Source organism: Kitasatospora sp. NPDC088160 (genome assembly GCF_044741445.1).
Classification (GTDB): domain Bacteria; phylum Actinomycetota; class Actinomycetes; order Streptomycetales; family Streptomycetaceae; genus Kitasatospora.
Genome location: NZ_JBIUSS010000026.1, coordinates 116561 through 139157, shown reverse-complemented (window position 1 = coordinate 139157; position 22597 = coordinate 116561). Strand labels below are relative to the sequence as shown.

The 22597-nt window shown below is 73.1% G+C and carries 21 protein-coding genes; 6 read left to right on the top strand and 15 right to left on the bottom strand.

Going from position 1 to position 22597, the window contains the following annotated elements; all coding sequences use genetic code 11:
* Positions 1-113 precede the first annotated feature (113 nt).
* The 3 genes from ACIOGZ_RS33790 to ACIOGZ_RS33780 form a co-directional block, all read right to left on the bottom strand.
* A complete protein-coding gene (locus tag ACIOGZ_RS33790) occupies positions 114-917 on the bottom strand; it encodes a DUF3710 domain-containing protein (RefSeq protein WP_363584459.1) in 804 nt (267 codons plus the stop codon).
* A 69-nt stretch (positions 918-986) separates the two neighbouring features.
* Entirely contained in the window at positions 987-1454 is a 468-nt protein-coding gene (dut, locus tag ACIOGZ_RS33785; RefSeq protein ID WP_400988773.1) for a dUTP diphosphatase, read from the bottom strand.
* Positions 1451-2029, bottom strand: a complete 579-nt coding sequence (locus ACIOGZ_RS33780; protein WP_400988779.1) for a PaaI family thioesterase — start codon at positions 2027-2029, stop codon at positions 1451-1453. The genes dut and ACIOGZ_RS33780 overlap by 4 nt, the downstream gene beginning before the upstream one ends.
* Before the next feature lie 135 nt (positions 2030-2164).
* Here ACIOGZ_RS33780 and ACIOGZ_RS33775 point away from each other — a divergent pair, with 135 nt between their 5' ends.
* On the top strand, positions 2165-2614 hold the full coding sequence (locus ACIOGZ_RS33775; RefSeq protein WP_350880051.1) for a DUF3093 domain-containing protein: 450 nt from the start codon (positions 2165-2167) through the stop codon (positions 2612-2614).
* 294 nt (positions 2615-2908) lie between these two features.
* On the opposite strand, the gene ACIOGZ_RS33770 is transcribed toward ACIOGZ_RS33775, so the two are convergent.
* The 4 genes from ACIOGZ_RS33770 to ACIOGZ_RS33755 all read right to left on the bottom strand — a co-directional run bounded on the left by ACIOGZ_RS33770 (position 2909) and on the right by ACIOGZ_RS33755 (position 6967).
* Complete coding sequence (locus tag ACIOGZ_RS33770; RefSeq protein WP_030057692.1) at positions 2909-3208, bottom strand: DUF4193 domain-containing protein; 300 nt, start codon at positions 3206-3208, stop codon at positions 2909-2911.
* 473 nt (positions 3209-3681) lie between these two features.
* Positions 3682-4665: an acyl-ACP desaturase gene (locus ACIOGZ_RS33765; RefSeq protein ID WP_363630308.1), complete on the bottom strand. Its 984-nt coding sequence runs from the start codon at positions 4663-4665 to the stop codon at positions 3682-3684.
* Between the two features lie 239 nt (positions 4666-4904).
* Positions 4905-6188 carry a HAMP domain-containing sensor histidine kinase gene (locus ACIOGZ_RS33760; protein WP_363630309.1) on the bottom strand — a complete coding sequence of 428 codons (1284 nt, stop codon included), beginning with the start codon at positions 6186-6188 and terminating at the stop codon, positions 4905-4907.
* Positions 6189-6313: 125 nt separating this feature from the next.
* Positions 6314-6967: a response regulator transcription factor gene (locus ACIOGZ_RS33755; RefSeq protein ID WP_188296105.1), complete on the bottom strand. Its 654-nt coding sequence runs from the start codon at positions 6965-6967 to the stop codon at positions 6314-6316.
* Between the two features lie 442 nt (positions 6968-7409).
* Here ACIOGZ_RS33755 and ACIOGZ_RS33750 point away from each other — a divergent pair, with 442 nt between their 5' ends.
* A complete protein-coding gene (locus ACIOGZ_RS33750) occupies positions 7410-7595 on the top strand; it encodes a hypothetical protein (protein ID WP_030057688.1) in 186 nt (61 codons plus the stop codon).
* A gap of 141 nt (positions 7596-7736) precedes the next feature.
* On the opposite strand, the gene ACIOGZ_RS33745 is transcribed toward ACIOGZ_RS33750, so the two are convergent.
* Together ACIOGZ_RS33745 and ACIOGZ_RS33740 are read right to left on the bottom strand one after the other, a co-directional pair.
* A complete protein-coding gene (locus ACIOGZ_RS33745) occupies positions 7737-8555 on the bottom strand; it encodes an inositol monophosphatase family protein (RefSeq protein WP_363584467.1) in 819 nt (272 codons plus the stop codon).
* A 32-nt stretch (positions 8556-8587) separates the two neighbouring features.
* Positions 8588-9745, bottom strand: coding sequence for a ferrochelatase (locus ACIOGZ_RS33740; RefSeq protein ID WP_400808499.1), 1158 nt, complete (start codon positions 9743-9745; stop codon positions 8588-8590).
* A gap of 127 nt (positions 9746-9872) precedes the next feature.
* Here ACIOGZ_RS33740 and ACIOGZ_RS33735 point away from each other — a divergent pair, with 127 nt between their 5' ends.
* Positions 9873-11141, top strand: coding sequence for an MFS transporter (locus ACIOGZ_RS33735; protein WP_363584471.1), 1269 nt, complete (start codon positions 9873-9875; stop codon positions 11139-11141).
* Between the two features lie 104 nt (positions 11142-11245).
* A complete protein-coding gene (locus ACIOGZ_RS33730; protein ID WP_400988771.1) occupies positions 11246-12568 on the top strand; it encodes a D-arabinono-1,4-lactone oxidase in 1323 nt (440 codons plus the stop codon).
* Here the strand turns inward: ACIOGZ_RS33730 and ACIOGZ_RS33725 are convergent, their stop codons facing one another.
* Positions 12569-13453 carry a hypothetical protein gene (locus tag ACIOGZ_RS33725; protein WP_400988770.1) on the bottom strand — a complete coding sequence of 295 codons (885 nt, stop codon included), beginning with the start codon at positions 13451-13453 and terminating at the stop codon, positions 12569-12571.
* A 517-nt stretch (positions 13454-13970) separates the two neighbouring features.
* Here ACIOGZ_RS33725 and sepH point away from each other — a divergent pair.
* On the top strand, positions 13971-15029 hold the full coding sequence (sepH, locus tag ACIOGZ_RS33720) for a septation protein SepH (protein WP_363584477.1): 1059 nt from the start codon (positions 13971-13973) through the stop codon (positions 15027-15029).
* 90 nt (positions 15030-15119) lie between these two features.
* Here the strand turns inward: sepH and ACIOGZ_RS33715 are convergent, their stop codons facing one another.
* A complete protein-coding gene (locus ACIOGZ_RS33715; protein ID WP_400988768.1) occupies positions 15120-15995 on the bottom strand; it encodes a sulfurtransferase in 876 nt (291 codons plus the stop codon).
* A 182-nt stretch (positions 15996-16177) separates the two neighbouring features.
* Here ACIOGZ_RS33715 and ACIOGZ_RS33710 point away from each other — a divergent pair, with 182 nt between their 5' ends.
* Positions 16178-16918, top strand: coding sequence for a VOC family protein (locus ACIOGZ_RS33710; protein WP_363584481.1), 741 nt, complete (start codon positions 16178-16180; stop codon positions 16916-16918).
* A gap of 18 nt (positions 16919-16936) precedes the next feature.
* Here ACIOGZ_RS33710 and ACIOGZ_RS33705 read toward each other — a convergent pair whose 3' ends face one another.
* The 4 genes from ACIOGZ_RS33705 to ACIOGZ_RS33690 form a co-directional block, all read right to left on the bottom strand.
* Positions 16937-17590: a thymidine kinase gene (locus ACIOGZ_RS33705; protein WP_063349376.1), complete on the bottom strand. Its 654-nt coding sequence runs from the start codon at positions 17588-17590 to the stop codon at positions 16937-16939.
* A 61-nt stretch (positions 17591-17651) separates the two neighbouring features.
* Positions 17652-18839, bottom strand: coding sequence for a nucleotide pyrophosphatase/phosphodiesterase family protein (locus ACIOGZ_RS33700; protein ID WP_363623254.1), 1188 nt, complete (start codon positions 18837-18839; stop codon positions 17652-17654).
* A gap of 35 nt (positions 18840-18874) precedes the next feature.
* A complete protein-coding gene (locus tag ACIOGZ_RS33695) occupies positions 18875-19474 on the bottom strand; it encodes a DUF5998 family protein (protein WP_063349374.1) in 600 nt (199 codons plus the stop codon).
* 92 nt (positions 19475-19566) lie between these two features.
* Entirely contained in the window at positions 19567-22392 is a 2826-nt protein-coding gene (locus tag ACIOGZ_RS33690; protein ID WP_400988777.1) for a GNAT family N-acetyltransferase, read from the bottom strand.
* Positions 22393-22597: the final 205 nt, after the last annotated feature.

Sequence of the window (22597 nt, the reverse complement as noted above, 5' to 3'; positions counted from 1 at the left end):
TTGCCCCCGCTCTCTCGCGGCGACTCCGGAACTGTACGGGGACAGGACCGCCACATGCAAATCGCCCCCGCCCGGGGTCCCGGGCAGGGGCGATCAGTGCGACGCGGACCAGGTCAGCGGACCTCGGTGATCTCCGGACCGCGGGCGAACGGGTCGAGGGCCGCGCTGCCGAAACGGTTGTCGCCCTCGCCGGCCGCCGCAGCCGTACCGCCGCCGTCGGCGACCATCTGGGCGTCCTCGGGGAGCTTCAGCACGATCGGGTCGCGGGGCGCCATCGGGCTCTCGCCCCGGACGACGACCGTCTGCTGGAAGACCTGTTCCAGGATCCCGGCCATTTCCGGCTGCACGGCGGCCTGGCCCGAGATCACACCCCGCAGGAACCAGCGCGGGCCGTCGCAACCGACGAAGCGCACCAGCTGTACGCCCTGGGTGCCGTCCGGCAGCTGCACCGGGACCTGCGCGCGGAGGTGCCAGCCGAGCGGGCCCTCCTCCTCCTCGATGAGGCCGCCCTGCGCGGTGATGCCGTTGGCGATCTCCTCCCGGACCTCCCCCCAGATGCCCTCCGACTTGGGAGCGGCGAAGGCCTGCAGCTGGATGGCGCTGTTGCCGAGGACGAGGGTCGCGGCGACGATCGCGTCACCGGCGACCTCCACCCGCAGCTCCATGCCCTCGACGCCGGGGACCAGCAGACCCCCGAGGTCCACTCGCCCCTCCTCGGGGTTCTCCAGCTCGGAGTGGTCCCACGGACCGTCCGGCCGCGGGGCCGGCGGCAGGCCGACCTTGTCGGACGGGTCCAGCTCGGTCACGTTCTCGCTCTCGGCGGAACCTTCGACGTCATCGGCCGTCTCGTCGGCGCTGATGGCGTCGTCGGCGAGCTGCTCGACAGCGTCCTCGCTCTTCTGGCGACGACGGAACACGGTCACTGTCCTTCCCGGTCCAAGACCGATGCGAATACCTGCTCGGCTTCCTGCGAGGCCGCGGGAATGCTAGACCGCGGCGTGGCCGCCGGTCGACCCGAACCCGCCCTCGGCACGTGCCGACCCAGGCAGCTCGGCCACCTCGTGGAAGCGGGCCTTCTCGACCTGCTGGATCACCAGCTGGGCGATCCGGTCCCCTCGGCGGAAGCTGACCCCCTCGCGCGGGTCCAGATTGACGACGATCACCTTGATCTCTCCACGGTACCCGGCATCGACCGTCCCCGGGGCGTTCACGAGAGCAACTCCGCAACGAACTGCCAGCCCGGACCGGGGGTGGACGAAGGCCGCGTAGCCGTCCGGGAGGGCGATCGCGATGCCGGTGGGCAGGACGGCCCGCTCACCGGGGGCCAGCTCGGCGTCCACGGTGGTGCGCAGATCGGCTCCCGCGTCGCCGGGCTGCGCGTAGGCGGGCAGCGGCAACTCGGGGTCGGTGCGCCTGATCAGGACGTCCAGCGGCGGGCGGGGGGTGTTGCTCAAGGGTTCACCTCAAAGGCTCGTGCGCGCTTCATCAGATCCGGGTCGTCGAGGACCTTCTCGATGTCCTCGGGACGACCGTGCGTGGTGAAGTGTTCCAGCTTCACCTGGATGAAGAGCGCCTGCGCACGCACCGCGACCGGTCCGTCGGGGCCGCCGATGCGCGCCTCGGCGGCGCTGTAGATCTTGCGGCCGTGGACGCCGGTGACCCAGGCGCGCAGGTGCAGCACCGAGTCGACCGGGACGGGGCAGAGGAAGTCGGTCTCCAGCCGGCCGGTGACGGCGGGGGCGTGCAGCAGCCAGTTGAGCGTGCCGAGGGTCTCGTCCATGGCGGTGGTCAGCACTCCGCCGTGGGCCAGGCCCGGACCGCCCTGGTGGACGTCCCGGACGGCGAACTCGGCGGTGACGTCGAGTCCCTCGCCGGCGACCGCGTCGATCCGCAGCCCGCCGGGGTGTTGCGGTCCGCAGCCGAAGCAGTGCTCGTAGTGGGAGCCGAGCCGGGTGCCGGGGGCGGGCGCCTCGGGGGCGCGCGGCGGCAGTGCGGCGTCCGGCGGCGGGGTGGTCGGGGACGGCGGCAGCGCGGGCGCCGGCCGGTCGGCGGGGGCGGTGGGGGTGGTCGAACCGGTCACGGGGCCCCAGCCTACCCAGGGGTAGGCGCGCGGCCGGTGGGGGTGGCGTCCCGCTACCGGCGTCAGGGCGCCCACAATGGGGGCATGTACGACGAACGCCTCACGGTGCCGCGCTCCTGGTGGCTGCTCCCGGTCGCGACCGGGCTCACGCTCGCCCTGATCCTGCTGCGGGTCAGTGGTCTGGCCGCGCTGGTCGGGCTGGTGGTCGGCATCGCCGCCGGCGCGGTCGCGATCAGCAGCTACGGCTCGGTCCGGATCCGCGTGGTGCAGGGCTCGCTGGTGGCCGGGCCGGCCCGGATCCCGGTGGACGCCCTGGGCACCGCGCACCCGCTGAGCCCCGCCGAGGCGGTGGCCTGGCGCGGGCCGAAAGCCAACCCGCGCGCCTTCATGCTGCTGCGCAGCTACGTCCCGACGGCGCTGCGGATCGAGGTGACCGACCCGTCCGACCCGACGCCCTACCTCTACCTGTCGACCCGCTCGCCGATGAAGCTGGCGGAGGCGCTGGAGGAGGCCCGTCGCGGCGCCCGCACCTAGGGCCTGTCCGGCCGACCCTGCCGGGACAGCACCTGGCGGAGGGACCCGCGCACGCCCGGGGCAGCCCCGGAACGCGCACAGGCCCGAAAAAACGGAGAGGGACGGTTCCGCTGATGCGGGACCGTCCCTACGACTTTGTGCCGGCCGACGTGCTCATGGCCGACCCCGTCCTCCCGGTGCCGTCCGTCAGGACGGCGACCGGACCTGCCGTCCGGCCCCGCTGCCCGGGGCCGGAAGGGGCGCTGTGCCGGCCCCGCGGAAGCCGCGGGTGCCGGGCCCTGTCCGCCGCGGTGCTCAGGCGCCGCAGTCCCGGCAGATCGGGTTGCCGTTCTTCTCGCTGTACAGCTGACTGCGGTGGTGCACCAGGAAGCAGCTCATGCAGGTGAACTCGTCGGCCTGCTTCGGCAGCACCCGGACCGCGAGCTCCTCGTTCGAGAGGTCCGCGCCCGGGAGCTCCATGCCCTCGGCCGCATCGAACTCGTCGACGTCGACAGAGCCGCCGCCCTTGTCGTTCCGCCGAGCCTTGAGTTCCTCGATGCTGTCTTCGTTGAGCTCGTCGTCGGTCTTGCGTGGGGTGTCGTAGTCCGTTGCCATTGTTCGCTCTCCCCCTCCGGGTTTGTGCGGTGTGTGCGGTATCTCCAGCGCACGTAACGCATGGGGGGTCGGTCTTGTGCCCGACCCGAGGCGGAGATTTTGCCTTACTTCAAGCCCTGTTACTCAATCGACACTCAGCCAGGGGTCCGTTGGGGTGATCCACCAGGCTGCGGGAGGCCTCACGCTGGGCCATCGCCAGCCTCCTCCAGCATCCGCTCGGCGGCCACTCACAGTGAGCACAGGCCGCACTGATGCTCGTCCGTTCCCTTGCCCACCTGGGGTGCCGGCCAATCATCCGGCCAGGTGCGGACCTGAAATCCGGTCACGGACTGCGATCGGCACCCCAGTTCGGGTGATCACTCTCCGAGGTCGGGTGAAGTCACGGAGCGACACGATGTGAGCTTGGTCACGTTCAGAATCTTCCAGGGCAAACCACGGAAAATCCACCCACTTCGGCTGCTCCGTCGAACACCCTAGTCGGTGCTCCGGCGCGCGGCCCGACGGGCCAGGATCGCGGCCTGGCGCTCCTCGAACTTGCGCGCCTGGCCGTCCAGCTCGTCCAGGAAGACGCCGAGCTCGTTCTGCGCCAGCAGGCCCTCCGGGCCGAGACCGCCGATCTCCATCACGCGCAGGTGGCGCAGCACCGGCTGCAGCACGTCGTCGTGGTGGATGCGCAGGTTGTAGACCCCGCCGAGGGCGATCTGCGCGGCGGCCCGCTCGAAGCCGGGGATGCCGTGGCCGGGCATCCGGAAGTCGGTGACCACGTCGGCCACGGCCCGCATGGCCTGGTCGGGGGCGATCTCCAGGGCGGCCTTCAGCAGGTTCCGGTAGAAGACCATGTGGAGGTTCTCGTCGTTGGCGATCTTCGCCAGCAGCTGGTCGCAGAGCGGGTCGCCGGCGTACTTGCCGGTGTTGCGGTGCGAGATGCGGGTGGCGAGCTCCTGGAAGGCCACGTACGCGACCGACTGCAGCATGCTGTGCGCGTTGTCGGACTCGAAGCCCTCGGACATGTGGCTCATCCGGGCCCGCTCCAGCTCCACCGGGTCGACGGCCCGGGTGGCGAGCAGGAAGTCGCGAATCGCTATCCCGTGCCGGCCCTCCTCGGCGGTCCAGCGGTGCACCCAGGTGCCCCAGGCGCCCTCGCGGCCGAACATGCTGGCGATCTCGTGGTGGTAGCTGGGGAGGTTGTCCTCGGTCAGCAGGTTCACCACCAGCGACACCCGGCCGAGCGGCGTCACCTGGGACTGCTCGACGGCCCAGGCGTCGCCGCCCAGCACGCCGTCGAAGTCACGGCCCTGGCTCCACGGCACGAACTCGTGCGGCATCCACTCCTTGGCCACGGCGAGGTGGCGGTTGAGCTCCTTCTCCACGACCTCTTCGAGGGCCAGGATCAGCCGGGCGTCGGTCCAGCCGGTCGATCCGAGGGAGGCGCTGCTCTGCACAGGGGCGATGGTCACGGTCTTGCTCCTGGGGGACGGCACGCGCGGGACGGGCGCGTTGGGCGGGCACGTCTGCGACGCACTTACGGTTCCGTAGGTTACGACACCGTAAGTTGCCCGGGCGGGAAATGACAAGCCGCCCCCGCCAGGCCTTATGTCGTCTTGACGGGCCTGACGGGGGCGGCGGTGAACGGTCGCTTACGGAGCGCGGCGGCGGGGAGGGCGCGGCGGGCCCGGGAGGGGCCCGGCGGGCGGGGTCAGGGGTTGGGGATCCGGACCCGCATGGTGAGGCCGCCACCGGAGCGCGCAGTGGCCTCGATGGTGCCACCGTGGGCGCGCACCACCGAGCGGACGATGGACAGGCCGAGCCCGACCCCCTTGTCGCTGCGGGTGCGGTCGGCGCCCTTGACCCGGCGGAACGGCTCGAAGATGTGCTCCAGCTCGTAGCCGGGCACCACCGGGCCGGTGTTGGACACCACCAGCTCGCCGCCGCCGGGCACCTCGGCGGTGGCCAGCTCGACCCAGCCGCCGGGGGTGTTGTACCGGACGGCGTTCTGCAGCAGGTTGAGCGCCAGCCGCTCCAGCAGCACGCCGTTGCCCGCGACCACGGCCGGAGCGAGCTTGGAGCGCAGCTCGACCTCGCGCCGGTCCGCCTCGGCCCTGGTCTGCTCCAGGGCTCGGGTGGCCACCTCGGAGAGCTCCACCGGGCGGCGGTCGGTCAGCTCGTTCTCGCTGCGGGCGAGCAGCAGCAGGCCCTCCACCAGCTGTTCGCTGCGCTCGTTGGTGGCCAGCAGGGTCTTGCCGAGCTGCTGGAGGTCGGGCGAGGCGGCCGGGTCGGAGAGCTGGACCTCCAGCAGGGTGCGGTTGATCGCCAGCGGGGTGCGCAGTTCGTGCGAGGCGTTGGCGACGAAGCGGCGCTGGGAGTCGAAGGACCGGTCCAACCGGTCCAGCATGTCGTCGAAGGTGTCGGCGAGTTCCTTGAGCTCGTCGTCCGGCCCGTCCAGCTCGATCCGCCGGTGCAGGTCGGAGGAGGCGACGTCGCGGGCGGTGCGGGTGATCCGGCCGAGCGGGCGCAGCACCCGGCCGGCCAGCGCGTAGCCGGCCGCGAAGGCGATCACGGCGAGGCAGACCAGCATCGTGAGCGACTTGCGCAGCAGGGTGTTGAGCGCCGAGTTGGAGCGCAGCAGGTAGTCGCCGGCCTGCTCCTGGTTGAACTGCGCGCTGTTCATCGGGACACCGTTGACCCGCAGGCTGCCGTCGAACTGGAACGTGCGCGGCGCCAGGTTGTTCACGGCGTCCTGGAAGAACACGTACATCAGCAGCAACAGGACCACGCCGGCCATCAGGAACATGCCGCCGTAGAGCAGGGTGAGCCGCATCCGGATGGTCGGCCGGAAGGGCAGCCAGGCGAGCATGCCGTCGCCGGGTGCGTAGCGTCCGGACTGGGGCGCGCGCGGGGGGTGCTGGGGCTTGGGCGGTACGGCGCGCGGGCCGCCGGCAGGCGCGCCGGAGGGCCCGCCGGCCGGGGGCGGGGTGGTCATGATGGTCCTCTCGGGGCGTCCGCCGGGGCGGGCGCGGGGTGGGGGGGGAGCCCGACCGGGTCCGGCGAACGGATCCGGTCCGCTCGGATCCGGTCAGGTGGTCCGGCGCGTCCGGTCAGATCCGGTCAGATCCGGTAGCCGGAGCCCGGGACGGTGATGATCACCGGCGGGTCACCGAGCTTGCGGCGCAGCGTCATCACGGTGACGCGCACGACGTTGGTGAACGGGTCGGTGTGCTCGTCCCAGGCCTTCTCCAGCAGCTGCTCGGCGGAGACGACGGCGCCGCCGGCCCGCATCAGCACCTCCAGGACGGCGAACTCCTTGGGGGCGAGCTGGACGGTGCGGCCCTCGCGGATCACCTCGCGGCGGCCCGGGTCGAGCGAGATGCCGGCCCGCTCCAGCACCGGGGGCAGCGGAACGGTCGCGCGGCGGCCCAGCGCCCTTACCCGGGCGACGAGTTCGCTGAAGGCGAACGGCTTCGGAAGGTAGTCGTCCGCGCCGATCTCCAGGCCCTCGACCCGGTCGCTGATGTCGCCGGAGGCGGTCAGCATGATCACCCGGGTGGCCAGGCCCTGTTCGACCACCTTGCGGCAGACGTCGTCGCCGTGGACCAGCGGGAGGTCGCGGTCCAGGACCACGACGTCGTAGTCGTTGACCGCGATGCGCTGGAGCGCGGCCTCCCCGTCGTACACCACGTCGACGGCCATCGCCTCGCGGCGCAGGCCGGTGGCGACAGCCTCGGCGAGCAGCTGCTCGTCCTCGACGACGAGAACCCGCACGATCGTTGTCCCTTCTCCAGGCCGGCCCCGGAAGCGGACGCGCGGCTCCGACGGTGCCCCCATCCTGCCTGGTCCGCCGGTAAAGCAGCGATAAGCTGCCGCTCAGGCACGGAGCGTTGGCAGCGGGTGATGACCGTTCGTGTCGGGACCAGTCCGGTTGGACTGTGACACAGGCAACTTTCTCGGGCCGGAAGGTTTCCCCATCTCCCCGGCGGGGAGGACAGCTTCACACCCGCGATCTGGCTGTTGGCCGATCGCACCCACCCGCCGTGCGTTCATCCGCGCCGGCCCTGGGGCTGGGACGTCACCGGGAGCGGCCGAAGGCCGTCTCCGCGCTCGACCGGAGATTCACGATCTGCCGGACGGGGCGCTGCCGCTGGCCACACCTCCTCGGGGCGGAGAACGTACGACCGTGCACGTCCGACACAGTAAGGGGGCCCGTATGGACGCCTTCAAGGCCGGAATCCTGCAGCGCATAGCCAACGCCGAGCAGGATCTGCACCGCGCGATCGAGGCCGGGGACGAGTTCCTCGCCGAGGTGGAGCAGTCCGAGCTGGACGACCTCCGCCGGCTCGCCGCCGAGCACGGCGTGGACACCGTGCTGGAGCGCCACCGCACCGCCGCCTGATCCACCCGACCTTCCGACCCGACGCCGGACCTCCGGCACCAGCGGCCCTGCGGGGGTCGTGCGAAAATCCCAGGCCCTGGCATCCCCCGTATGCCAGGGCTCTTCGCTGTCCAGGACCGTCCAAGGGCCCAGGGCGTGTCCTCAGTCCGCCCAGGCGCGCAGTGCGGCCAGTCGCTCCTGCAACGGCTGGTACACGCCCGGCGCGGCGGCCACGGTCAGCTCGCCGTCCGGGCCGTGCCCGGGACGGCCGCCGACCAGGGCCCCGGCCTCGGCGGCGATCAGGCAGCCGGCCGCGCGGTCCCAGGGGGCGAGGCCGCGCTCGTAGTAGCCGTCCAGCCGCCCGGCGGCGACGTCGCACAGGTCCACCGCGGCGGCCCCGCCCCGGCGGATGTCCCGCACCTCGGGCATCAGGGACAGCAGCACCTCGGCCTGGCGGGTCCGCACCGACTGGACGTAGTTGAAGCCGGTGCCGATCAGCGCCTGGCCCCACGGCGGGGCCGGGCGGGTGGAGAGCGGTCGGCCGTCGAGCCGGGCGCCGCGCCCGAGGACGGCGTGGAACAGCTCGCCGCGGGCCGGCGCGTACACCACGCCGACGACCGCCCGACCGTCCAGCTCGGCGGCCACGCTGACCGCCCAGGAGGGCAGCCCGTACAGGTAGTTGACCGTGCCGTCGAGCGGGTCGACGACCCAGCGCACCCCGCTGGTGCCGGGCCGCTCGGCGCCCTCCTCGCCGAGGTAGCCGTCCTCGGGGCGGCGCTCGGTGACCAGTTCCAGGACGAGCTTCTCGGAGGCGAGGTCCATCTCGGTCACCACGTCGACCGGGCTGCTCTTGGTGCCGGCCACGCCGAGGTCGGCGGGCCGGCCGTCACGCAGCAGGGCGCCGGCCTGCCGGGCCGCGTCCAGGGCGACCTCCAGCAGGTCGTCGAGGAGCCGGTCGTCGGGCAGGGCGGGAGTGGGCACGGGTCTCTCCTCCGGGAAAGCGGGACGGGCGGTCAGCGCTCGGCGGCGGCCGGGCGGGGGGCTCGCGGGTTGGGGCAGCAGGCCACCGCGCACACGTCGTGGCTGGGGCCGAGCGCGCCGAGGGCGCAGCGGTTCACCGGCTCGCCGCGCTCGGCGGCGGCCCGCTCCAGGACCAGTTCGCGCACCGCGGCGGTGAACCGCGGGTCGGCGCCGACGGTGGCGGCGCGGGCCACCGGCAGGCCGAGTTCGGCGGCCTTGGCGACGGCCTCGGTGTCGAGGTCGTACTTGACCTCCATGTGGTCGGAGACGAAGCCGATCGGGACCATCACCACGGCGGGCGCGCCGTCGGCGTGCTGGGCCTCCAGGTGGTCGCAGATGTCCGGTTCCAGCCACGGCGTGTGCGGGGCGCCGCTGCGGCTCTGGAACACCAGCTCCCAGGGCCGGTCCGCGACGCCGGTGCGTTCGGCGACGGCCCCGGCGATCAGCCGGGCGACGTCCAGGTGCTGGGCGACGTACGCGCCGCCGGGGCGGCCGCGGGCCGGGTCGTCCGGGGCGCCGGAGGTCTCGGCCATGGTGTCCGGGATGGAGTGGGTGGTGAACGCCAGCCGGGCGCCGGCCCGGACGTCCTCGGGCAGCCGCGCCAGGGCTGCCAGGGTGGCGTCGATCATCGGCTCGACGAAGCCGGGGTGGTTGTAGAAGTGCCGCAGCTTGTCGACCCGCAGCTCGGGCAGGCCCTCGGCGGCGAGGGCGGCCAGCGCGTCGGCCAGGTTCTCCCGGTACTGGCGGCAGCCCGAGAAGCCGGCGTAGGCGCTGGTGGCGAGGACGGCGACGCGGCGGTGGCCGTCCGCGGCCAGTTCGCGCAGGGTGTCCACCAGGTAGGGCGCCCAGTTCCGGTTGCCCCAGTAGACCGGCAGGTCCAGGCCGTGCTCGGCGAAGTCCTTGCGCAGCGCGGCGAGCAGTTCGCGGTTCTGCTCGTTGATCGGGCTGACCCCGCCGAACAGGAAGTAGTGCTTGCCGACCTCCTTCAGCCGCTCCTTGGGGATGCCGCGGCCCCGGGTCACGTTCTCCAGGAACGGGACGACGTCCTCGGGGGCCTCGGGCCCGCCGAAGGAGAGCAGCAGCAGGGCGTCGTACGGCTGCGGCGCTGCCGGGGCGGCGTCGGACGGTGAGGGTTTGCGCGCGTCGGACATGGCACCGATCCTGCCATTGAGGGGCCGGAGACCCCCGTCGGGGCTGCGAGGGTGTCCGGAAAATACTGTTTGCCAAGGTACGTAAGCTGTGTTGACCAGCCTCGTTCCTTACCCCCGCGGAGCTCCCGTGCTGTCCAGCTACCGCCAGATATTCGCCTCCCCCGGCAGTCTGGCCTTCTCCACCACCGGCTTCGTCTCCCGGCTGCCGATCTCCATGACCGGCATCGGCATCGTGACCATGCTCTCCCAGCTCAGAGGCTCCTACGGGGTGGCGGGCCTGGTGTCGGCGACCCTGGCGATCTCCGCCGCGCTGCTCGGCCCGCAGGTCTCCCGGCTGGTGGACCGGCACGGGCAGCGCCGAATAATCGTCCCGGCCATGGCGCTCACCATCGTCGCCGTGGTCGGCCTGCTGCTGTGCGCCCGGTTCAAGGCGCCGGACTGGACGCTCTTCGTCTTCGCGGCCGGGATGGGCGTCATGCCGAGCACCGGCGCGATGGTCCGCGCCCGCTGGGCCCACCTGTACCGCGACGACGCCCCCAAGCTGCACACCGCGTACTCCTTCGAGGCCGTCGTCGACGAGGTCTGCTTCATCGTCGGCCCGATCCTCTCGATCGGCCTGGCCACCTCCGTCTTCCCCGAGGCCGGCGTCCTGCTCGCCGGGGTCTTCCTCGCCGTCGGCGTCCTGCTGTTCGCCGGGCAGCGCGCCACCGAACCGCCGGTCCACCCGGGCGCCCGGCACGTCGGCGGCTCGGTGATCCTCAACCGCGGCCTCCAGGTGCTGATCCTCACTTTCGTCGCCACCGGCGCGATCTTCGGCTCCGTCGAGGTCGTCACCGTCGCCTACTCCGAGACCCAGGGGCACAAGTCCATCGCCAGCGTGATCCTCGCGCTGTGGGCGCTCGGCTCCTGCCTGGCCGGCGTGGTCTTCGGCACCCTCAAGCTCACCGGCTCGATGGCCGGCCGCTTCTTCGCCGGTGTCCTGTTCATGGCGCTCAGCATGGCGCCACTGCTGCTGGTCGCCGAGTCGGTGCACGGAGTCGGCGGCCTGATCGCGGTCGGCGGCGCGCTGCTGATCGCGGGCATCGCCATCTCCCCCACCCTGATCACCGCGATGGCCCTGGTCGAACGGCTCGTCCCGGCCGCCCAGCTGACCGAGGGCATGACCTGGACGACCACCGGGCTCGCCCTCGGCGTCGCCGTCGGCTCCTCCGCCGGCGGCTGGGTGGTGGACGCCGCCGGCTCCGCCGCGGGCTACTGGGTGCCGCTGACCGCCGGGGTCTTCGGCGTGGTCACCGCGCTCGCCGGGCTCGGCCGCCTGCGCGCCGGGCTCGCCTCCGAGCAGACCGCCGACGAGCCCGCCGAAGCAGCCGAACAGACCGTAGACCTCGAACGGTGAACTGACTAATCTCTCCCTACCCGCGGGCCTACCCGTGGGTAGGGCGGCCCCCACCGCCCCGGACCGCGCCGACCCCGGTCGGCCACGGAGCAGGAGGCGGCGCCATGCCCCAGGCCAGTACCGCGACCCCCACCCGGTGGACCAACTGGGCCGGGAACCAGAGCGCCCGGCCCACCCGGGCCGCCACCCCCGGCACCGCGGAGGAACTGGCCAAGGAGATCCTGCGCGCCGCCGAACAGGGCCGCACCGTCAAGGCCGTCGGCTCCGGCCACTCCTTCACCTCGATCGCCTCCGCCGGCGACGGCGTCCTGCTCCGCCCGCACGCGCTCACCGCCGTCCGCGAGATCGACCGCGAGGCCGGCACCATCACCGTCGAGTCCGGCCTCCCGCTCGCCCGGCTCAACCGGATCCTCGCCGCCGAGGGCCTCTCCCTCACCAACATGGGCGACATCGAGGTGCAGACCGTGGCCGGCGCCACCAGCACCGGCACCCACGGCACCGGCCGCGACTCCGGCTCGCTCGCCGCCCAGATCCGCGCCCTGGAGATCGTCCTCGCCGACGGCAGCGTCCGGCGCTGCTCCCCCACCGAGCACCCCCGGCTCTTCCAGGGCGCCCGGCTCGGCCTCGGCGCCCTCGGCGTGATCACCGCGCTGACCTTCGCCGTCGAACCGGCCTTCCTGCTCACCGCGCACGAACAGCCGATGGCCTTCGACGAGGTGCTGGAACGGCTGGACGACCTCACCGCGGTCAACGAGCACTTCGAGTTCTACTGGTTCCCGCACACCGACCGCTGCGCCACCAAACGCAACAACCGCAGCCAGGGCCCGGCCGCCCCGCTGCCCCGGTTCAAGGAGTGGCTGGAGGACGGCTTCCTCTCCAACACCGTCTGGGAGGGCGCCTGCCGGGTCGGCCGGCGCTTCCCCGCCAGCATCCCCGCCATCGCCTCGCTGGCCAGCCGCGCCTGGTCCGACCGCAGCTACACCGACACGGCGCACCGGGTGTTCACCAGCCCGCGCAAGGTGCGCTTCGTGGAGATGGAGTACGCGGTGCCGCGCGCGGCCGTCGCCGGAGTGCTGCGCGAGCTGAAGGCCCTGGTCGAGCGCTCCGACTGGAAGGTCGGCTTCCCGGTGGAGGTGCGCTTCGCCCCCGCCGACGACCTCTGGTTCTCCACCGCCTCCGGCCGGGACAGCGCCTACATCGCCGTCCACCTCTACCGGGGCACCGCCGACCAGGGCTACTTCACCGGCGTCGAGCAGCTGATGTGCGCCCACCAGGGCCGCCCGCACTGGGGCAAGCTGCACACCCGGGACGCCGAGTACCTGTCCGGCGCCTACCCGCACTTCGGCGACTTCACCGCCCTGCGCGACGAGGTCGACCCGCAGCGCGTGTTCGGCAACGACTACCTGCGCCGGGTCCTCGGCGCCTGATCACGGGGTGGCGCCCTGGGTCGGCGCCGCGGGCTGCGGCGGGGCCACGGAGGCGGGGGCGTTGCTCGGCACCGGCGGCTGCGGGCTCGCCCCGCCGGAGGTGCCGGAGGGCTTCCCGCCGTCCGCGGTCGGTGACGAACCGGCCGACGGCGTCGCGCTCGGGCCCGCCGAGGGCGAGGCCGTACCTCCGCCGTGCTCACCGGCCCCACCGCTCGGGCCCGCGCTCGGGCCGGTGCTCGGCTCCCGGCTCGGCCGCGTCGTCGGCGGGGCCGAGGCACCGCCGGACGGCGAGGGCTCCGAGCCGCGCCCGCCGCCGGTGGAGGGCCGCTCCGTCGGCGGCGTCTCCCGCGGGGTGGAGGACTTCGGGCTCACCACGCCGCCGAAGGAGGTGCCGTTGCCCGACTCGCCCTTCACCGTCGCCGACACCGGCTGCCCGGTGGCCAGTTCGAACGCCAGGATCGGCGTCATCGCCACCACGAACACCAGCCCCGACACCGCCGCGTAGGTCTTCCAGGTCCACCGCCGACGCGCCCGGACCACCTGCGGCTCGTTCCACTCCGAGGAGATCGCCGACGGCGCCGGCTCCACCGGACGCTCCGGCACCTGGCGCAGCCCGTTCGCGGCGTGGCCGGGCCCCCGCTCCACCACCGCCTCGCGCAGCTGCTCGCCGGTGCGCCGGAAGACGTGCTGGAACACCGCACCGCCGGTGGTGGCCCCGACACTGACCACCGCCGCACCCAGGATCGTTCCGTACACGCCGAGTTCGGAGGCGAGCAGCGCCCCCACCACCGTGGCCAGCGCACTCGCAGCGACCTGAGCCACGCTCAGATCGATCCGCTTGCGCTCCTTCTTGCCGCCCTCCTCGGCGGGGCTCCGCTCCGGCATCAACATCCCTCGGTCCGTACGACTGTTCCTCGAACAAGTCACTCCATCTTGCCCAAAGAAGGACACAAGGGACGAAAATGCGGTTCTCCGACCCCGATATATGTGAAGATGATCACCGTTCACCCGCCGGTGGTCCGCCGTTGGGGGCATGCGCTCTTGAGATTCCCGTGAATCGCGGGAGACTTGAGCGGCGAGCCGCCCCTTCGGATGCCACGAATGGAGTACTGTTCGTAAAGCCTGAGCCTTGGGTCGACTTGTCGACTGCGCCCACACCGGCAGCTTGACGAAGAGCCACGGAACAGGCACGCACGGCGACGCCCGTCCCGGACCGTCGCGAACACTCCGCGTGCGAGGACGGCCGGGGCACCCAGGCGCGACGTCGACGGATGGCGTGGCAAAAAGGCAACCGTGCCACAGCGGCGTGACCGGGCGTACGCCCGACACGCCGGGGAACTCAGCAAGGTTGTGGCCAGTCGCGAGCGGGCAGGCCACACTCAGTACGGGAGCAGCGACGCAGGTGACGTCGGCAGGCACCACCCGGGAGGTAACCGTGCCCGAACTGCGGGTTGTGGCCGTCAGCAACGACGGCACACGGCTGGTGCTCAAGGCTGCCGACAGCACGGAGTACACCCTTCCCATCGACGAGCGGCTGCGCGCCGCCATCCGTGGGGATCGTCCGCGCCTCGGCCAGATCGAGATCGAAGTCGAGAGCCATCTGCGGCCCCGGGACATCCAGGCCCGGATACGAGCCGGTGCCTCCGCCGAGGAGGTCGCCCAGGCCGCCGGCATCTCCGTCGACCGGGTCCGCCGCTTCGAGGGTCCGGTCCTCGCCGAGCGCGCCTTCATGGCCGAACGCGCCCGAAAGACCGCCATCCGCCGCAACGGCGAATCCACCGGGCCCCAGCTCGGCGAGGCCGTCGCCGAGCGGCTCGCGCTGCGCGGCGCCGAGAAGGACACCGAACGCTGGGACTCCTGGCGGCGCGACGACGGCACCTGGGAGGTCATCCTCGCCTACCGTGCCGACGACGAGGGCCGCAGCGCCTCCTGGACGTACGACCCGCCCCGGCGCCTGGTCCAGCCCAACGACGACGAGGCCCGCGCGCTGATCGGCGAGAACGTCGAGCGCGAGGAGGAGTCGGTCTTCCCGTTCATCCCGCGGATCGCCCGGCTCCCCCAGGACCGGCCGCCCCGCCCGATGATCGACCGGCCCTCCGCCGACCGCATCATGTCCGCCCGCGAGGCCACCGCCGAGTCCAGGGACTCCCTGACCAGCCTGCTCGACGTGGTCCCCGCCTTCCGCGGCGACCTCGCCGTCGGCCCCGCCCCGATCGAACCGGTGCCCGCAGAGGTCGCCGAGGAGAGCGAGGAGGCGGCCGCGGCCGCCGCACCGGCGGTCGGCGCGGGCTCGGCCTACGCCGACATCCTGATGCCGCGGGCCGTCGCCCCGCACCGCGAACGACTGGTCGGCACCACCGACCGCCAGGCCGAGGCGGACGGCGTCCGGCCCGGCCGCCGGGCCACCGTGCCCAGCTGGGACGAGATCGTCTTCGGCAGCCGGCGCAAGAAGCAGGAGTAGCAGAAGCAGAGTGATGCGGGGCGCCGGCTGAGCCGGCGCCCCCCATCACTCTGTGCGCGTCAGGAAATCCCGCCTCAGACCGCCCCCGGCTCAGCCCGGCTGGTCGGTCACCGCCACCGGGCGGGCCTCGGCGCTCGACCACTCGCTCCACGACCCCGGGTACAGCGTCGCCGGCAGGCCCGCCACCTCCAGCGCCAGGATCTGGTGCGCCGCCGTCACCCCCGAGCCGCAGTACACCGCCGTCTCCCGCTCACCCGCGCCCAGCGCGCGGAACCGCGCCGCCAGCTCCGCGGCCGACCTGAACCGCCCGTCGGCCGCTACGTTCTCGGCCGTCGGCGCCGACACCGCACCCGGGATGTGCCCGGCGCGCGGGTCCACCGGCTCGCTCTCGCCCCGGTAGCGGTCCCCCGCCCGGGCGTCCAGCAGCAGCGCACCGCGCGCCCAGGCCGCCGCACCGTCCGCGTCCACCACGGGCAACTGCCCCGGGACCGGCTTGAAATGACCCTCCGCCGGCGCCGGGACCTCCGCCGTCACCGGCAGTCCGGCCGCCGACCAGGCCGCGTACCCGCCGTCCAGCACCCGGACGTCCCGGTGCCCGGCCCAGCGCAGCAGCCACCAGGCGCGGGCCGCCGCCAGCGAGGCCGCGCCGTCGTACACCACCACCGGGCGGTCGGAGTCCACCCCCAGGCGGCGCATCGCCGCGCCGAACTCCTCCGGGTCCGGCAGCGGGTGGCGGCCGCCCCGGCCTGGGGCGCCCGGCGGGGCCGCGAGGTCCCGGTCCAGGTCGACGAAGCGGGCGCCGGGCAGGTGCCCGGCCCGGTACTCCTCGGCGGCGGTCGGGCCGGACTGCGCGGCACCGACCAGCCGGTAGCGCACGTCCAACAGCACCGGCGGGAGCGCGGAGGCGAGCGCCTGCGCCAGCCCGGCCGCGGAGATCAGCGGGGAACCGTCGTTGTAGGTGGTCATGGCGGCCATTGTCGCGCAGCGCCGCCACCCCGCCGCTCTTTGTGCGGTCTTTGCCGGAATTTCCGCGCGGCCCGAGGGTTCGACGCGCGCCAGAGTGGAAGCATCACCCTCGCGCGCGAGGATTTCCGTGCGCCAACCACCCGTTGCGCCAACCACCCATGAGGGGGCCCGCATTGCCCGCGGTGGAACTCCGACTGGCCCAGGGCACCCCCTGCTGGGTCAGTCTGCTGACCGACGACCTGGCCGGCGCCCGCGTGTTCTACGCCGACCTGCTCGGCTGGACCTACACCCCGGGCCCCGGCCAGCTCGGCGCCTACGTCCGCGCCGAACTCGACGGGGCACCGGTCGCCGGCCTCGGCGTCTCCACCGCCACCGGCTTCCCGGTGCAGTGGACCAGCTACTTCGCCGTCGACGACGCCGACCACACCGCCCAACTGGTGCGCGCCTGCGGCGGAACCGTGGCCGTCGGGCCGCTCCAGGCCGAACGCGCCGGGCGGATGGCCATCGCCGCCGACGTCTCCGGCGCCGTCTTCGGCCTCTGGCAGGGCGAGGAGCACACCGGCCGGGAGGCCGGGCCCGAACCCGGCGGACCGGCCTGGACCGAACTGCTCACCCCCGACACCGACGGCGCCGTCGCCTTCTACACCGCGGTACTCGACCGCCCCGTCCGGCACGCCGACGACGAGTCCACGCTACTCGTGCACGGGCGACCGGTCGCCGGCATCCGGCACCGCGCCGAACTGCGCGGCCATCCGCCCCGCTGGCGGGTCCACTTCGCCGTCCGCGACGCCGACGCCACCGCCCGGCACGCCGTCGGACTCGGCGGCCGCGTCCTGGTCGAACCGCACGACACCGCCCGCGGCCGCGCCGCCCGGCTGTCCGACCCGCAGGGCGGGCACTTCTCGGTGCTGGAACTCCGTTAGCGCGCCCGGGAGCAGGACTCAGACCTGCTGCTCGAAGGGCAGCACGTCCGGCGAGAGCACCGAGGCCCGGGCCGTCGCGGCGGTCAGCCGGCGGCGGTGGTGCCGGCGGCAGAGCACCTCGTACCCGACCTCGTCCTCGTTCACCGAGATGTCGCCGACCACCACCTGGGCGCCCTCGACCACCATCACCCCGCCCACCGTCCGGGCGTTGTGCGTCGCCCGCGCACCGCACCAGCACAGCGCCTCGACCTGGAGCACCTCCACCCGGTCCGCCAGCTCGATCAGCCGCTGGGAGCCGGGGAACAGCCGGGTGCGGAAATCCGTGGTGATCCCGAACGTGTAGGCGTCGATGTCGAGTTCGTCCACCACCCGGGCCAACTGGTCGACCTGCTCGGCGGCGAAGAACTGCGCCTCGTCGCAGATCAGGTAGTCCACCCGGCCGCCCGCCGAGAGCCGGTGCACCACGTACGCGTGGAAGTCGAAGTCGTCCGTCACCTCGACCGCGTCCGCCCGCAGGCCCAGCCGGCTGGAGATGGTCGCCGCACCAGCGCGGTCGTGGCGGGTCAGGATGAGGCCCTGCCGGCCGCGGGCGGAGTGGTTGTGGTCCATCTGCAGCGCCAGCGTCGACTTGCCGCAGTCCATCGTGCCCGAGAAGAACACCAGTTCAGCCATGGGTGGAGCAAAGGCCTTTCACATCAGGGGAGTTCGGGCACAGAAGAGTCAAGGACCCGGCTCAGCCGCGAACTTCGAGCAGCGGCACGAACTGCTCGACCGGGGTCATCGAACCGTGCAGGCCGATCATCGCGGACTCGCCCGGCTCGTTGCGGGAGGCGGTGATCGCGATGTCGTCCCGCGCCGCGGCCACCACGTCGCCGATCCGCCCGTACACCCGCTCGTCCACGGCCGGACCGAACCAGCCCGCCGCGATCGCCTGGTCCCGGGTGGCCACCCACATCCGGTCGCCCAGGACCTCGCTCCAGACCGCGAACACGTCGGCCGCCGCACCGGGCACCGCGTACACGTGCCGGGCCCGGCCCTCGCCGCCCAGCAGGGCCACGCCGGCACCCAGCTCCCAGTCCTCGTCGAAGTCGATCCGGTCCTCCGGCGCGATGTCGATCATGCCGTGGTCAGCGGTCACGTACATCGCCGAACGCGGCGGCAGCCGCTCGGCCAGCCGGCGGGCCAGCCGGTCCACCGCGTCCAGGGTCATCCGCCACTCGTCCGAGTCCACCCCGAAGCGGTGGCCCGCACCGTCCAGCTCGCTGACGTACGTGTAGACCAGCGCCCGGTCGTGCTCGGCCAGCCAGGAGGCCGCCAGGTCCATCCGCTCCTCGCCCGTCGTCCGGCCCAGGAAGGTGCCGCCGGACAGCGCCACCCTGGTCAGCGGCGTCTGCGAGAACAGCGGGGAGGACACCTGCGCGGTCGCCACCCCGGCGGCGTCCGTCCGCTCGAAGACCGTCGGGTACGGCTGCCAGACGTGCGGGTCGGTGTGCGGCTGCCAACGCAGCTGGTTCATCAGATAACCGGCGCCCGGCACCGCGACCGTGTACCCGGCCAGGCCGTGCAGCCCCGGCGGCGTGCCGGTGCCGACCGAGGCCAGCGAAGTCGCCGTGGTCGACGGAAAACCGGCGGTCAGCGGGCGGCCCGAACCACCCATCGAACTCCCGGCCAGCGAGGACAGGAACGGCGCGTACTCCGGGTGCCGCAGCAGCAGCTCCCAGCCCAGGCCGTCCACCAGGAACACCACCACCCGGTCCGCCGGGGCGATCGGCAGGGTCGCGGTGAAGCCCGGGACGCCCAGGCCCGCCGCCACCGAGGGCAACAGGTCGCAGAGCGAACCACTGCCGTACGGGGGCGCGGGAGCCGCGGCCGGGTCGAGGATCTCGAAGGCGTCGAAGCCGCCGGAGGGTGCGAAGGACATGAAACCGGATTCGTAGCAGTCGAAGGCGGCGGCGCTCAGACCCGCGGGCCGTTGCTGATCGTCGCGTCGGAGAGAGCGCGGGCGAACACCAGCGCCTGGGCCACCGTCTCCGGGCCGTCACCGGCCTCGCTCACCCGCAGTGAGAGATCGTCAGCCGTCGCCGAACCGGTGTAGCCGTGGTCAGCCTCGCAGTTCGGATCCGAACAGCCCGCGGGCTCCAGGTCCAGCCGCTGCACCGCACCCCAGCCGATCGTCAGCACCACCTCGCGCGGCAGCGTCCCCGGCGTGTACGTCTCCGGGTTCGCGACCATCCGGCTCAGCACGACCGAACCGATCCGGTCCAGCCGGACACTCTCCGTCGACGTCGTCGCGAACGGCACCGCCGGGCTGCCCGCGTCCCCCGACTGCTCATCGGTGTGGCTCACCACGAACCGCGTCGGGGTCAGCACCAGCACCGTCACGTGCCGACGCACCTCGTTGGCGTCGAAGGTCGTCTCCTGGTGCACCAGGTAGGAGCTGATCGGCTCCGGGCCCACCGCGGCCTCGACCGCCTCGGACACCAGGGCCGGGTAGTAACCGCTGCGCTCGATCGCCGAGCGCAGGTCCTGAGTGCTGGTGGTACCGGTCTTCGCCATAACTCCATCCTGGCATGGTCCGCCGACGAAGCGGGCGGCACGGCGCCGAGCTTCGGACAACAGCGCCCACAGGCAGGCGCAACCAAGGAAGGTTACAGGGTGCTCATCGCGCGCGGGCCCAGATCGCTGCGGACGGGCAGCGGCGCGATCCGCACCCGCGCCCCCAGGATCGCCAGCCCGTACGGGGCCACGACCACCGGTTCGAGATCCACCGAGGCGATCTCCGGCACGTCGTCCACCAACTGCGACACCCGCAGCAGCAACTCCTCCAGCGCGTCGGTGTCCACCGCCTCCGCGCCCCGCCAACCGAACAGCAGGGGCGCCGCGCGCACCTCCCGGACCAGCCCGGCCACCTCCTGGTCGGTCGCCGGGACCAACCGGTGCGCCACATCGCCCAGCAGCTCGGCGGGCGCCCCGGCCAGGCCGAACGACAGGATCGCGCCGACCGCCGGATCCACCGTGGCACCGATCACGGTGTCCACCCCGCGCGGCGCCATCCGCTGCACCACCAGCTCCGCCTGCGCCGCACCGCCCAGCAGCGCGTCCAGCTCGCGGTGCGCCCGGCGCAGCCCGGGCTCGCCGGTCAGATCCAGCCGCACGCTGCCCAGGTCCGGGCGGTGGCGCAGATGCGGGGCGGTGGCCTTCAACGCCACCGGGTAGCCGAGCGTCGCCGCGGCCCGCACGGCCGCCTCCTCGTCCGGGGCCGGCAGCGCCGGGAAGACGTCGATGCCGTAGCGGGCCAGCAGCTCGCGGGCCCCGGCGTCCGGCAGGGTGATCCGGGCGCCGCCCGGCTGCGTCCGCGCGGCAATCGCCGTCCGGGTGCTCAACGCCGCCTCGACCAGCGCGCGGGCGCCCGGCTCGTCGATCCGGTCCAGCTCGGGCACCCGGGCCGTCTCCTCCGCCTCGGCCGTCCGGCGCCGCCACTGCGCGTAGTGCACCGCGTGCGCCAGCGCCCGCACCGCCCGCTCCGGCGCCGCGAACGCCGGCACGCCCCCCGGGCGCAGCCGGACCGGCAGATCGGTCAACGCCAGATGGGCGAGCACCAGCGGCTTGCCCAACTCCCTTGCCCTTCGGCTGGCTTCGAGCAGTGCGTCGGCGATCTCCGGATCGTCCGAACCCATCTCCGGATCGTCCGGGCCGGTCAGCCGGCCGCCCATGAAGGCGTGCGCGGACGTGCCGATCGGCGGGATCGCCACCGCGATCACCGCGTCCACCGCCGGATCGGCCAGCGCCACGTCCAGCGCGATCCGGAAGTTCTCGCCCGTCGCGGCCGTGGTCAGGTCCACCGGGGTGCGCGGCCGCAGGCCCGCGCTCAGGCAGGCGTCGTAGGTCAGCAGGCCCAGCGAGTCCGAGTTGCCGACCACCGCGACCCGGTCCCCCGGCGGCAGCGGTTGCAGGGCCAGCAGCTCCCCGGTGTCGTACAGCTCGGTGATCGTCTCCACCCTGATCACGCCCGCCTGCTCGAACAGCGCGTCCACCGTCGCGTCGCGCAGCCCCGTCGCGGTCGCCGGCACCGCGTGGCCCGGCGGCAGGCTGCCGGTGTGCCGGGCGCCCTTCACCACCACGACCGGCTTCACCGCGGCCAGCCGGCGCGCGATCCGGGTGAACTTGCGCGGGTTGCCGAAGGACTCCAGGTAGAGCAGCACCACCTCGGTGGCCTCGTCCTCCGCCCAGTACTGCAGGAAGTCGTTCCCGGAGACGTCCGACCGGTTGCCCACCGAGGCGAAGGAGGAAACTCCCAGGCCCCTGCGGTGCGCCGACTCCAGCAGGGCCACCCCGATCGCACCGGACTGGCAGAAGATCCCGAACCCGCCCCGGCGCGGCAGCTGCGGAGCCAGCGAGGCGTTCAACGGGCGGTCCGGATCGGTGTTGATCAGGCCGAAGGCGTTCGGGCCGATCACCCGCATCCCCGCCGCCCGCGCCTGGCGCACCAGCGCGCGCTGGCGGTCCCGGCCCTCCGGGCCGGTCTCCGCGTACCCGGCGGTCACCACCACCAGGCCCTGCACCCCGTGCGCACCGCACTCGGCGACCGCCGCCGGGACGGCCCCCTCCGGGACGGCGATCACCGCGAGATCCACCGGCCCCGGAATGTCCAGAACCGAACGGTGCACCGGGACGCCGTCCAGCTCGGTGCCCGGCGGGGCGTTGCGGTTCACCGCGTACACCGGGCGCGTGTCGTCGGCACTGCCCAGCAGGTCCCGCAGGATCGCCCGGCCCACCGTCTGCGGGTTGCGCGACACCCCGATCACCGCCACCGACCGCGGGGTCAGCAGCCGCTGCACCGACTTCGCCTCCGCCCGGTGCTCGCGCGCCCGCATCACCGCCAGCGAACGGTCCGTCTGCTCAAGATCGAACTCCAGGTGCACCACACCGTCGGTGAAACTGCGGCGCTGCGTGTAACCGGCATCGGTGAAGACCTTCACCATCTTCCGGTTCTCCGGCAGCACCTCCGCCTGGAACCGGCGGATCCCGCGCTCCTGCGCCACCGCCGCGATGTGCTCCAGCAGCGCCGACGCCACCCCGCGGCCCTGATGGGCGTCCTGCACCAGGAACGCCACCTCGGCGTCCGTCCCGGCCTCGGACGGACGGCCCTGCGCGTCGATCCGGTCGTAGCGGACGGTCGCGATGAAACGGTCCCGGACCACCACCGCCAGCGCCACCCGGTCCACGAAGTCGTGGTGGGTGAAACGGCGGACGTCCTTCTCCGACAACCGGGGGTAGGGGGCGAAGAAACGGAAGTACTTGGACTGGTCCGACACCTGTGCGTAGAACTCCACCAGACGCTCCGCGTCCTCCGGCGTGATCGGCCGGATGCGGGCCGTACCGCCGTCCCGCAGCAGGATGTCGGCCTCCCAGTGCTGGGGGTAATCCGGTCCGGATTCCCGCCGGTCACCGGGGTCCTGCTCGGGCTGCGCCACTGCGGAGTCGTCCACATTCGTCAGGTTATCCGGCAGTGAGCCGAATGGCGCCGGGTGCACACTGGCTGCAGGGTGGGCAGGGCCGCCGGCCGGGCCTTATGCCCCGAAAAGAAACAATCACAAGTCCCGAACGCAGCGGCTCGCAGGGACCGCCTGCGTGCAACACTGGTCTAGACAACATGGCCGCTTCACCGAGCACGGCCGT

Bases quoted from the DNA above. Each gene is read 5' to 3' on its own strand.
- ACIOGZ_RS33775 (WP_350880051.1), top strand. From the start codon at position 2,165: ATGTACGACGAACGCCTCACGGTGCCGCGCTCCTGGTGGCTGCTCCCG.
- ACIOGZ_RS33770 (WP_030057692.1), bottom strand. From the start codon at position 3,208: ATGGCAACGGACTACGACACCCCACGCAAGACCGACGACGAGCTCAAC.
- ACIOGZ_RS33760 (WP_363630309.1), bottom strand. From the start codon at position 6,188: ATGACCACCCCGCCCCCGGCCGGCGGGCCCTCCGGCGCGCCTGCCGGC.
- ACIOGZ_RS33750 (WP_030057688.1), top strand. From the start codon at position 7,410: ATGGACGCCTTCAAGGCCGGAATCCTGCAGCGCATAGCCAACGCCGAG.
- ACIOGZ_RS33740 (WP_400808499.1), bottom strand. From the start codon at position 9,745: ATGTCCGACGCGCGCAAACCCTCACCGTCCGACGCCGCCCCGGCAGCG.
- ACIOGZ_RS33730 (WP_400988771.1), top strand. From the start codon at position 11,246: ATGCCCCAGGCCAGTACCGCGACCCCCACCCGGTGGACCAACTGGGCC.
- ACIOGZ_RS33725 (WP_400988770.1), bottom strand. From the start codon at position 13,453: ATGCCGGAGCGGAGCCCCGCCGAGGAGGGCGGCAAGAAGGAGCGCAAG.
- ACIOGZ_RS33715 (WP_400988768.1), bottom strand. From the start codon at position 15,995: ATGACCACCTACAACGACGGTTCCCCGCTGATCTCCGCGGCCGGGCTG.
- ACIOGZ_RS33705 (WP_063349376.1), bottom strand. From the start codon at position 17,590: ATGGCTGAACTGGTGTTCTTCTCGGGCACGATGGACTGCGGCAAGTCG.
- ACIOGZ_RS33700 (WP_363623254.1), bottom strand. From the start codon at position 18,839: ATGTCCTTCGCACCCTCCGGCGGCTTCGACGCCTTCGAGATCCTCGAC.
- ACIOGZ_RS33695 (WP_063349374.1), bottom strand. From the start codon at position 19,474: ATGGCGAAGACCGGTACCACCAGCACTCAGGACCTGCGCTCGGCGATC.